Annotated in this window: 10 protein-coding genes; 5 read left to right on the top strand and 5 right to left on the bottom strand. The window is 34.4% G+C overall.

The window, feature by feature from the left end; translation table 11 throughout:
* Positions 1 to 17: 17 nt before the first annotated feature.
* From J2Y38_RS19235 to J2Y38_RS19225, 3 genes are all read left to right on the top strand, one after another.
* The gene (locus J2Y38_RS19235; protein ID WP_309845721.1) at positions 18 to 2,027 is read left to right on the top strand and encodes a cytochrome c biogenesis protein CcdA; all 2,010 of its coding nucleotides are present in this window, start codon (positions 18 to 20) and stop codon (positions 2,025 to 2,027) included.
* A gap of 12 nt (positions 2,028 to 2,039) precedes the next feature.
* The gene (locus J2Y38_RS19230) at positions 2,040 to 3,539 is read left to right on the top strand and encodes an aminotransferase class V-fold PLP-dependent enzyme (protein ID WP_309845719.1); all 1,500 of its coding nucleotides are present in this window, start codon (positions 2,040 to 2,042) and stop codon (positions 3,537 to 3,539) included.
* Between the two features lie 186 nt (positions 3,540 to 3,725).
* Positions 3,726 to 4,787, top strand: coding sequence for a serine hydrolase (locus tag J2Y38_RS19225; RefSeq protein ID WP_309845716.1), 1,062 nt, complete (start codon positions 3,726 to 3,728; stop codon positions 4,785 to 4,787).
* Positions 4,788 to 4,834: 47 nt separating this feature from the next.
* Here J2Y38_RS19225 and J2Y38_RS19220 read toward each other — a convergent pair whose 3' ends face one another.
* Entirely contained in the window at positions 4,835 to 5,200 is a 366-nt protein-coding gene (locus J2Y38_RS19220) for a MerR family transcriptional regulator (RefSeq protein ID WP_309845713.1), read from the bottom strand.
* Positions 5,201 to 5,330: 130 nt separating this feature from the next.
* Here J2Y38_RS19220 and J2Y38_RS19215 point away from each other — a divergent pair, with 130 nt between their 5' ends.
* The gene (locus J2Y38_RS19215; protein WP_309845710.1) at positions 5,331 to 6,209 is read left to right on the top strand and encodes an alpha/beta hydrolase; all 879 of its coding nucleotides are present in this window, start codon (positions 5,331 to 5,333) and stop codon (positions 6,207 to 6,209) included.
* Positions 6,210 to 6,314: 105 nt separating this feature from the next.
* Complete coding sequence (locus tag J2Y38_RS19210) at positions 6,315 to 7,244, top strand: hypothetical protein (RefSeq protein ID WP_309845708.1); 930 nt, start codon at positions 6,315 to 6,317, stop codon at positions 7,242 to 7,244.
* Between the two features lie 367 nt (positions 7,245 to 7,611).
* Here the strand turns inward: J2Y38_RS19210 and J2Y38_RS19205 are convergent, their stop codons facing one another.
* The 4 genes from J2Y38_RS19205 to J2Y38_RS19190 form a co-directional block, all read right to left on the bottom strand.
* The gene (locus tag J2Y38_RS19205; RefSeq protein WP_309845706.1) at positions 7,612 to 8,337 is read right to left on the bottom strand and encodes an alpha/beta hydrolase; all 726 of its coding nucleotides are present in this window, start codon (positions 8,335 to 8,337) and stop codon (positions 7,612 to 7,614) included.
* 224 nt (positions 8,338 to 8,561) lie between these two features.
* Positions 8,562 to 9,434, bottom strand: coding sequence for an RNA polymerase sigma factor (locus J2Y38_RS19200; RefSeq protein WP_309845704.1), 873 nt, complete (start codon positions 9,432 to 9,434; stop codon positions 8,562 to 8,564).
* Between the two features lie 55 nt (positions 9,435 to 9,489).
* Complete coding sequence (locus tag J2Y38_RS19195) at positions 9,490 to 10,242, bottom strand: SDR family oxidoreductase (protein WP_309845702.1); 753 nt, start codon at positions 10,240 to 10,242, stop codon at positions 9,490 to 9,492.
* 757 nt (positions 10,243 to 10,999) lie between these two features.
* Entirely contained in the window at positions 11,000 to 11,602 is a 603-nt protein-coding gene (locus tag J2Y38_RS19190; protein WP_309845699.1) for an IS3 family transposase, read from the bottom strand.
* Between the last annotated feature and the right edge of the window lie 126 nt (positions 11,603 to 11,728).

The raw sequence follows: 11,728 nt of genomic DNA, 5'->3' as shown, positions 1-11,728 counted from the left end.
ATATTAAATCAAAAACAATGAAAAATATCATCATAACATTCCTTCTACTGCTTTCAGCAAGTATGTTTGGACAAATGTATAATCCGGTAAAATGGACAACAGCTGTAGAAAAAATATCAGATAAAGAATATATACTAAAAGCACAGGCAATAATAGAGTCAGGCTGGCATTTATACGGACAAAATATCGAACAAGGCGGACCATCTCCAACAGTTTTTACATTTAAAAATCCTAAAAACAGTTTTCAATTAATAGGGAGAACGACTGAAGAAAAAGGGCATGAAATGATGGATAAAATGTTTAATATGAATATTAAATATTTTGAAGAGAAAGCTGTTTTTACACAAAAAATAAAATGTACTTCAGATGAAAGTATTATAACTGCCGAAGTCGAATTTATGGTTTGTGATGACAGCAATTGTCTGCCGCCGTCGACAGAAGAATTGACGTTTAAACTTCCTAAAACACAAAAACCTGCAGAAGTCCAAGCAGAAACTCCTTTGATAAAAGGAGATGCCATAATTTCAGAAAACAAGACAATAACGGTAAAAACAGCTGTGAAAAAAGAAGTCACTGCAATTGTGAAACCCGAACCTAAAACAGAATCAAGAGGCCTGATAAGCATTTTTATCATTGCTTTTTTATCTGGTTTTGCAGCGTTGTTAACACCTTGTGTTTTCCCAATGATCCCAATGACGGTGAGTTATTTTACCAAACAAAGCAAAACAAAAGCAGCAGGAATCAGAAATGCTTTGATCTACGGGTTTTCGATCGTGATTATTTATGTTTTGTTAGGTTCAATTGTGACAGCCGTTTTTGGTGCTGATTCATTGAATGCGCTTTCTACGAATGTTTGGTTTAACCTGATTTTCTTTGTTTTATTGATCGTTTTTGCGTGTTCTTTTTTAGGCGCTTTTGAAATCATGTTGCCAAATGCCCTGGCGAACAAAGTCGATTCACAGGCAGATAGGGGAGGATTGATTGGAATTTTCTTTATGGCATTAGCATTGGCAATTGTATCTTTTTCATGTACTGGTCCAATTGTAGGAACTTTATTGGTCGAAGCCGCTTCTAAAGGCGGAATTGCGCCTATTGTAGGGATGCTGGGATTTTCAACAGCAATTGCGCTTCCGTTCTCCTTATTTGCAGCATTTCCGGGATGGTTAAATGCATTACCAAAATCAGGCGGCTGGCTGAATACCGTAAAGGTTGTTCTAGGTTTTTTAGAACTGGCTCTGGCTTTCAAATTTTTGTCCAATGCTGATTTAGTATTGCAGCTGCATTGGTTTGAAAGAGAAGTTTTCTTAACGATCTGGATTGCCATTTTTGGAGTTCTGGCATTCTATTTATTTGGAAAAATTACGCTGCCGCACGATTCACCTTTAAATCATATTTCTGTAGGGAGACTGACTTTTGGTCTTCTTGTTTTAAGTTTTACTATTTATTTGATTCCGGGACTTTGGGGCGCGCCGTTAAGGTTAATCAGCGGATTTCCGCCGCCAATGCAATATAGTGAATCTCCTGACGGTTTTGGAACTTCTAAAAGTGCAGTTGAAGTGAAATCAGCTTTGCCTGAAGGAGCTGAATTTGGTCCGCAAAATATTATCACTTTTCATGATTATAATAAAGGAATGGAATTTGCCAAAAAAGCAGGAAAACCAGTTTTATTAGATTTTACAGGATATGCGTGTGTGAATTGCAGAAAAATGGAAGAACTGGTTTGGTCTGATCCTAAAGTTTTAAATGTTTTAAAAAACGACGTAGTATTGATTTCACTTTATGTAGATGATAAAAAAGAATTGCCGGAGAATGAACAATATGTTTCTGAAACAACGGGCAAAAAAATCAAAACAATAGGCAACAAATGGAGCGATTTACAAATTAAAACCTATAAAGCAAATGCGCAGCCCTTTTATGTAATTGTAGATCACAACAGCGTTAATTTAACGGAACCGTCTGCCTATAATCCAGATATTGAAGATTATTTCAATTGGCTGAATACAGGAATCAAAAATTTCAAAAAATAAGGGAATTAAGTAATGAATACTATTTTGAATAAAACCGAGCAAACTCAATTAGAACTTTATTTTTCGGAATTTAGAGAAAATACAATTGGCACAAATCATACTTTTGAATCGGTTTACGGGATACAAAAACTCTTGTATGCTGACTGGGTAGCCAGCGGAAGATTATATGCACCAATAGAAGATATTATGCGTGATAAAATTGGCCCTATGATCGCCAATACGCATTCGTTTTCTAGCGAAACCGGAAAAGCATCTACTTATGCCTACCAGCATGCCAGAGATTTAATTAAAAAACATGTAAACGCTAATGAATCAGATTGTTTAATAGCAACCGGAACAGGAATGACAGCCGCATTATCAAAGTTACAGCGTATTATAGGATTACGTTCTCCGGATAATATTTATAGCGTTAAACAGTATCAGGATTCCGAAAGGCCGGTCGTTTTTATCACGCACATGGAACATCATTCTAATCAGGTTCCGTGGTACGAAACGATTGCTGATGTTGTTATTTTGCCTCCCGATGAAAACAATCTGGTCAATCCGGAAATATTATCTCATGAATTAAAAAAATACGCCAATAGAATTTTAAAAATAGGATCGTTTACGGCTTGTTCTAATGTTACCGGAATTATCACGCCTTATAACGAACTGGCTAAAATTATGCACCAAAACGGCGGTTTTTGTTTTGTCGATTTTGCAGCTTCGGCGCCTTATGTTAAAATCGATATGCATCCTGAAAATCCTCAAGAAGCATTGGATGCGATTTTCTTTTCTCCGCATAAATTTTTAGGCGGTCCCGGAACCTGCGGCATTTTGGTTTTTAATGAGAAGTTATATCGATCTAATTTTCCTGATAATCCCGGTGGAGGAAATGTAAAATACACCAATCCGTGGGAAGGTTATCATTACAGCGATGATATTGAAGTTAAAGAAGATGGCGGAACTCCGGGTTTTCTGCAAGTCATGCGAACGGCTTTGTGTTTGCAGCTGAAAGACAAAATGGATGTTGAAAATATGAAAATCAGAGAAAAAGAACTTCTGGAACTCTGTTTTTTAGAATTTCAACAAATAAAAGGATTAACCATTTTAGGAGATTTAAAAACAGAAAGAATTGGCTGTGTTTCGTTTACGATCGAAAATATTCATTACAATTTAATCGTCAGGCTTTTAAATGACCGTTTCGGAATTCAGGTACGCGGAGGCTGGTCTTGTGCCAGTACTTATGCACATTATTTATTTGTTATTAATGAAGAAGAATCCAATTCAATTACAAACAATCTTTTTCAAAAAAATCTAAGCAATAAACCGGGCTGGGTTCGTGTTTCTCTGCATCCCACAATGTCAAATGAGGACTTGTTGTTCATTTGTACCGCAATAAAAGAAGTGGCTTTTAATTACAAAAAATGGCAAACAGATTATCTGTACAATTCATGCACTAACGAATTTGAAAGTATTTTGAATGAACAAAGAGAATCATTAGATATCAAAGACTGGTTTTGTCTGGATTGATTAAAAGTGCTTAATTTTTTGGATGTACTTAAAGCAGATTATTCTTTTTTTATGTAGTATTGTAAGGCTTTTTATTTAATTATATATTTAATATGTATTTGTAAGTCAGTTAGATGTAGGAATGTGTGATGCGGTGGATATATAGACTGGCCTTGATGCTTTGCTAAAACTCAAACCAATAAAAGAATGAAACAATTCACACTTATTCTATTAATATTACTTTTTACTGCCGCACATGGACAAAAGACAGTTGAAAATAAATTAGATGATATTTCTACTGCTGTAAACAAAGGCCTTTATCCCAATGTTGAAGGATTAGTTATCACTAAAAACGGTAAACCGATTTATGAAAAGTATTTTCATGGATTTAAAAAAGATTCCCTGCATGACAGCCGCTCTGCTTTTAAGTCTGTGGCTGGTCTATTAGCAGGGATTGCTATTGATAAGGGATTTATTAAAAATGTAAATGAAAAGGTATATTCCTTTTTTCCTGAATACAAACCTTATGGAAATTGGAATGTTTTGAAAGACAGCATGACTGTTGAAAACCTGCTTGAGATGAAATCCGGTTTTGATTGTGAAGAATGGAACGGCGACAAAGATTGTGAAGATGAGATGCAGAATACTCAGGACTGGATTAAATTCTGCCTTGACTTACCTTTAAAAAACAAGCCGGGATCTCAGTGGGACTATACTTCAATAAATGCGATGCTTTTAGGAGGTATAATTGCCCACAGCTCAAAGATGACTGTTTCGGATTTTGCAGACAAATACCTTTTTAAACCATTGGGAATTACCAGCTACAAGTGGACCAAAGACCCATTGGGACATGAAACAGCGGCAGGTTCTTTTTATATTTCCACAAATGACATGAATAAAATTGGGCAGTTAGTTTTAAACGACGGCGTTTTTAATGGGAAAAGAATTGTTTCAAAAAAATGGATAAAAGCTATGACAGAAAAGCGTCATAAAATTGAAAACTTTTCAAATGTGGGGATTTCTAAAAACAAAATAGCTATTCCACAACCCGCTTATTACGGTTATACATGGTATAATGAAGAAGTAAAAACGGAAAATTTTAAGTATAATATCGTTTTTGCTTCCGGAAACGGTGGACAGTATATTATGGTGGTTAAGGACTTAAATCTGGTTGTTTCATTTACGGGTAAGAGCTATAATTCTTCAAAATCAAAACTGCCTTTTGACATATTGACAAGTTATGTTTTACCCTATTTTGATAAGCAATAGTGCGGATCACCAGTCATTTTCAGGAATTTGCAAAAACGCTGAAAAACTTAATCAATCTCGTTTTCAATATTGAACTTGCAGAGTGCGATCTGTTTTTTGACGGCCTTTAATTCCTTGATTTTTTCATCTATCTGTAGAAGTTTTTTATCCAGAACTTCAATTTTTGAGTTTTTAGTGATCTCTTTTTTATACCAGGCATCAACAACTTCTTTTATTTCGGACAGTGTAAAACCTACCGCTTTTGCCATCTGTATGAATCTGAGTTTTTCAATAACTTCATCTCCATAATAAATATAATTATTGGTAGTTACCTCTTTTTTAGTTTCCCCCTTAAAGAGTCCGCTTTTTTCATAAAATCGAATTGTACCAATGGGTATGCCAGTTTCTTTTGAAAGTTGATTAATTAATTTCATTCTAAAAAAAATATAAAAAATATTAAACTGTGAAGTATACTGCATAGTTGTGAGTTGCAAAAATAGTACTTAGTTTTGCATTTCACAAATTGAAAAGCCCAAAATAATTAAACTATAAAATAGTATGGAAATGAAGTATTCAGATCAGGAATTAATAAAATTATTACCCATTTTTTCTAATCATTATGTTCAAGTAAACAATACTACGCTGCATTATGTTTCGGGAGGGCAGGGTGAACCATTAGTTTTAATTCCCGGTTATCCGGAAACCTGGTGGGCTTATCACAAAGTAATGCCAATACTTGCAGCAAAATATCATGTCATTGTGGTTGAAATGCGTGGGATGGGAAGTTCGGATAAACCCATGGAAGGATACGAAAAAAAGAATATGGCAAAAGACATTCATGAACTTGTAAAAATTTTAGATTTTGGAAAAGTTAACATCGGAGGACATGATATAGGTGCCCATGTTGCCTTTAGCTTTGCGGCAAATTATCCGGAAAGCACTTCTAAATTAATTGTTTTAGATACACCGCATCCTGACGCCGGTATGTACCACCTGCCTATTTTACCCATTCCTGGTGCAGATTATCTTTATCCTTGGTGGCTTGCGTTTAATCAGGTGAAAGAACTTCCAGAACAGCTTCTTGAGGGTAGAATGGAAATTGTAATAGAATGGTTATTTGAAAATTTAATGAAAGATAAAAAAAGCATAACAGACTTTGATAAAGCAGTTTATGCCTCTGCATATAACAGTAAAGATGCAATTCGGGCATCTAATGGCTGGTATCAGGCATTTCCGCAAGACATTGAAGATAATAAAACTTACAGCAGGCTCACAATGCCTGTAATTGGAATTGGCGGCAGCGGATATGAAATGCTGAAGATGTCATTACCAAACAGCACAACAGACCTGCAGCTCAAAAAAGTGGAAGAAAGTGGTCATTTTATACTTTCTGAAAAACCAAATGAGACTGCAGGATTTATAATGGAGTTCCTAGGGCAGTAAAAAATCAATTCAAAAGGTGTAAATAGTCCATGAAATAGTACGAATTGTCCATTTTAAATCTCCTTTTTTTATTGGAAGTTTGTTTCGAAATTTTAACCAGCACAAATGAAGACTTTATTTATTAATAGCCTGCGGACTGTCTCATCATATCAGATTAAATCTTATATAACCGCTTACGGTCTTGTTTTGTTAATGACAGCCGCTGCATTCAGTTTTAAGGAAAAAGAAATCATCCTGCCTGAACTGGCAGCACTGTCCATTGGCTGTTTTTTGTATAAAAAAAATGAATTGACTGATAATCCGCTGCATTTGTCGCTGCTGCCGGTTCTAACTGCTTTTATGGGATTTTTTATCAATCAGTTTGATATTAATATTGCATTAAAAATAGTACTGGTTTTAATGGTAATGTTTGCACTGCTTCATTTTTTTAAAAGCAGTCTGGCACCTGTGCTTGCCACGGGATTGCTTCCTATTATAACCCATTGTGATTCCTATATCTTTCTCATTTCAATAATATTTTTTATGGGGCTTCTGGGATTTCTGACAGTTATGTTTTTTAAACCAGGAAAGTTGGTACTCATTAAAAGCAATAAAACAGAGCCAATGAGACCTAAGATTGTATTTCTTGCTGTTTTGATTTTATGGATATTTATCTGTTATACTGCTGGTATTATGCAGATGGCGGCAATCCCTCCTGTAATAGTAGTGGGGTATGAATGCATACATAAAAAACAGTACAGCCTTAAACTGATGTGCGGACAGGTTATTGCACTGGCATCAGCAGCCTTCATTGGAGCTCAGGTTATTTATTATTTAGATAATTTTCTTTTAGCAGTAGTAATAAATTTTATAGTGGCAGCCACTATTCTGCATTTTCTTAGAATAAAAATGGCGCCGATTTATGCAGTGGTTATGCTTCCTATAATTCTTCCGGGCTCTTCCCACGTTTATTTTGGAGTAAGTACGGCGGCGGCATCTGCAGTGATTTTGGGAAGTGTTTATATTCTGGTAAATAAAACATCTCTAAAACTTTAAGTTGTTTGCTTGTTTTTATTTTGCCTTTATTTTCCCATGCAGAAAGGCATAGCTCATTATTTTACTAGCATTTAACTATCCGATGTACAAATGGGGTACAGAAAAAACAATGGAGTAAATAAGCTTTTTTTATCTTTTTTGATTTTAAAAACTTAAACTTTTTAACATTGTACTGTGTATTTTTAGTGATTCAGTTCAAAAATAAAAAGGAGAAGGCTGAAATAAGACAACCTTCTCTTTTTTGATTAAAATTTAAGCTGCTGAACAGATTTTAAATCTGGTGCCACTTGTAAAAAGTTCTGAATTTAATTAACGTTCTACTTTACTAGTGGCTTTGCTCATATCAAATAATTTATTTTTTAATAAATTAGGAATTCAGAATTGCCAGTGCCAGTGCATCAGGATTTTCAACATTAGGTACATGCCCGGTACTAAGTGTAAGAGATTTAGTAATGCCTATTTGCTGAATTAAATTTCTTTGTGCTGTAGATGAAAGGATTTTATCGTTCTCACAAATAATATATGTTTTGTCAATTAAACCGAAAGCATTTGCACTGGTTTCAACTGTCTCAAAGAATGGCTGGGTCGCTTGATGTACTAAATTCGGAGCAGATTCCGTGATTTGTTCTATAGAGGCTTTATTGTACACTACATTTTTAAGTGTTTCCTCGCTTACTGTAGCCCAACTTTTATCTTCAGCAAAAATTAAGTTTTGTAAAAGCAGACTTTCTGCATCTGCATTAATTATGTCAAAAACAGTTTTTCCTTCATACGGAATCATAGCGGCTATGAATACCAATTTTTCAATTCTATCGGGTATTTCTTCCGCTACCTGCGAAACTACAAACCCTGCTAAACTGTGCCCCACCAAAATAACAGGTTCGTTGAGTTTCAGGATTTCATCTTTAACTTTTTGTACATAGGCTGCAAGCGAAATATCTTTGATTTCGGTCTTATCTTTACCATGTCCCGGTAAATCAAAAGTGATTACTTTTACATCTGATTCTTCTAATTTCTTTTTAGTCTTATCAAAAGACCATGCGCCGTGCCATGCAGCATGCACAAGTACGAATGTTTTTTTATTATTTTTCATTTAATTATTATTTTAAATTGTTGGATGCAAAAATTTTGCTCCCATACATTTTTGAGTATTGGATTATTTTCAAAATGCCCAGGCTTTGTATCATATTGGAGCCAGCGAACAGATTAATTTGTATTTGGGATAGAGTTTTTGTGAAGAAAAAACGCTATAACAATTAGGCAGTCAATTATGGTGCAAAACTACTATTAGCGGATTTCCTCTTCAGTTAGTCTGATTTAGGTCTTTAAAATCAGTTTGATAAAATCATTATTAAAAATTTCTCTAACTATCTTTTGTGAAGTAATTGGCTCTTGTAAAGGGTGTTGCTGAAAAACAGCCTTGTTCAGGTCTTCAATTGTATTTGTAATTGACAGTGCGTTATGTTCTGATACTTCGTAAATTTTTTTCTTATAACGAGTGTTGAATACCAAATTAGCAGGATCTACAAAACCTGCTTCAATGTTTGCCCTTGTCTTTTTTGCACACCTGCACGGGTTAGACTTGTTTACTAATCCACATCTTTCGTTCATCCAATTATATAAGTCCTGTCTGGCCCTCATTAAACGTATCCGAAAATTACCTGCCGAAATTCCTAAAATTTCAGAACCTAAATTGTGGTCAATGCAAAACATTTCTCCAAGAATATAAATCATCCTTTGTTCTCTGTCAAGACAGAGCAGCATTCCTGCAGTACAATTAATTCTGATTTCTTCTATTGAGTCAGTAAACTCATTTTGTTCATCAGTAGTTAAAGTATGATTAGGAATAGTGTCAATTGAATCGAAGTAGGTTTCAAAGTCTGTTGTTTGTAATTCAGCCTTACTTTTTTTAGTATTTAGAAAATGATTTACAGTAATTCTATACAACCAGGTTCTAAAGCTGCTTTTACCTTCAAATTTCGTCAATGCAGTAATGGCCTTAATAAATACTTCTTGTGTTAAATCTTCCGCATCTTCAACGCCTTTTGTCATTTTTAAGGCAAGGTTATATATAAATACTTGATGCCTGATGATAAGATTTTGTAATGCTTTTTTATCGCCGCTAACAGCCAGTTTTACCAAGTCTGTATCTACTTGGTCAGTATAATTAAGTTGAAAAGGATTTTCCATATTATAAGATAAAGCCAACTGCAAACCGTAAAGTTATAGTTGGCTAATTTATAGGTTAAACTTGATTTATACCACCGTCTACGGATATTTCATGTCCGGTAATATACGATGCATCATTTGATGCAAGGAATAATACTGCTTTTGCCACTTCTTCCGGCTGTCCAAATCTTTTTAATGCTGTCTGATTGGTTATTGCTTCGGCAGCACCTTGTAAAATATCATCCGGTAATCCAATTTTGCTCCAAAAAGGTGTACCTATCGGCCCCGGGCTTATTGCATTAACTCTAATTCCCTGTGCAGCAAGTTCAGCACTTGCAACACGTACAACTGAACGAAGTGCAGCCTTACTGGCACTCAATAAACTACTCCCGCCAAAGCCAATTTCATTTAACCAAGAAGTAGTAATAATGATAGAAGCGTTTGGGTTTAAATGTGCAATAGCCTTTTGTAAAGAAAAATATGCGCCTTTAAGGTTTACATTAATCATTTCATCAAAAAAGGTTTCTGATGTTTCAGCAATTGGTGCCAATTTTCCTTGCCCTACGTTTACGAAGACAATATCTATTCCGCCAAATTTTGATTTTGTTTCGATGTATAATTTTTCTAAATCGGAAAGATTAGTTACATCGCCCTGAATTCCATAACTCATAGAACCCAACTCTTTTGTTGCTTCGTCAAGTGACTGCTTATTTCGCCCAAAGATGACAACCTTTGCCCCATTTGCGATAAATTCTTTGGCTGTCGCTAAACCAATCCCACTGCTGCCTCCTGTTACTACGGCAACTTTGTTTTTTAATTTGTCCATCATTTTAAAATTTAATAGCAACAGTATTGTTACTATTATTTGGACAAGTAAAAAATAGTCGTGTTACAAAAGTCTGTGAATTATTTTGAAGACCGTCTTTAAGGCGGTTTCAAATTTCTACCACAACTTTAGCTAAAATACATATAATGTTTAGAAGTTTATTTTTTGTAAAATAATTTTCTTAAGCACAAATGGACTGGTAAAATATGAGATTAAAAAGAACAACATGGCACTCTGGCGTGCAGGTACTTTGAAAGGTAGCGAATCATTGACTACTGATAATATAAAAATAACCAATTGATATAGCATAAAATCCAAAAGAAGTGAAAATAAAAACGAGTTCAAATATTGACAAACAATATTTGAACTCGTTTTTATTTTTTATCTTATGATTGTATTCTCTATTTACCGATGCAGAAATTAACAGCCAGTATTTACTGGATCTCACAGATGCCGAGGTACAATAGAGGTACAAATCTGAATATGATTAAACAAAACAAAAACAACTAAACCTTATTTTTTTTCAAGTTGAATGCGGAATTTTGTTAACCTGTAATAATATCTTTTTAAGAACACATTAATCCATTGGTTAAGGTAAATTTATGAAATATTTGATTGTGTACAAGGATTATTCACAATTTAAAGTTGAAAAGCCCGCGAAGTTGATTGAGGTGAACCACAATTTATTTTTTGCATTTTTTTAATCCGTGATAACAAGATGTTAGTTTAAATCTTAAATATCTAGTATCTCATTTATTGCTTATTTCTTTTTTATCTGACTTTTTAGACCTAGTTCCTTCATATATTCATATACTGTACTGCATGATATTTGATAACCAGCATTCCGTAGCTCGACCGCAATTCGCTGGCAACCATAACGCTGCTTAAAAGCATAGAATAGATGTGTTATTTCTTTTTTGATTGCAATTTTTCTTTTTATTTTTTCTGTAATTTTGGGATTTTTCCACGCATGGAAGCTGGCTCTACGAACGTCTAAAGCTTCGCAAATCATTCTAACAGAATATTTTTTTTCAATGCTTGCAATAAATTTAAAAAGTTGTTGTCTATCCTGATTAAGATATTTACTCCCATCTTTTAGAATTTCAAATTTTAATTCTGATTTTTTAGCTTTTTTTTCAAGTTCCAGAATTCCCTGCCTTTCAAGATTTATTTTTAAATAATCATTTGCTGTGCCATCTGCTGTACTGTATTTTTCATATTCCCGGCGCCATGAGCTTAAGGCTGCTGTGAACAGACCAAGCTCTTTTTCTAATTTGGCCAGACTTGTTCCGCTTCTCTCATAGCTCAGAAGAACTGCCTTCTCTTTGAAAGCATAATCGTATTTTTTTCTGTTTTTTTTCATTGCTCGAATTGGATTGTTGTCTCTTAAATCCGTGGCTTCCAGTTTCATTGTTTTGTTTAGTTATCCTATTCTTTAGATCCTAGAATTGGTTGATTTTTTGATGTTTTAAACGTCTGAAAATATTAT

The sequence above is a fragment of the Flavobacterium sp. 2755 genome (genome assembly GCF_031455715.1).
Classification (GTDB): Bacteria; Bacteroidota; Bacteroidia; order Flavobacteriales; family Flavobacteriaceae; genus Flavobacterium.
Note: the sequence above shows the minus strand (reverse complement) of the source record. Positions and strands in the feature narration are given on the sequence as shown.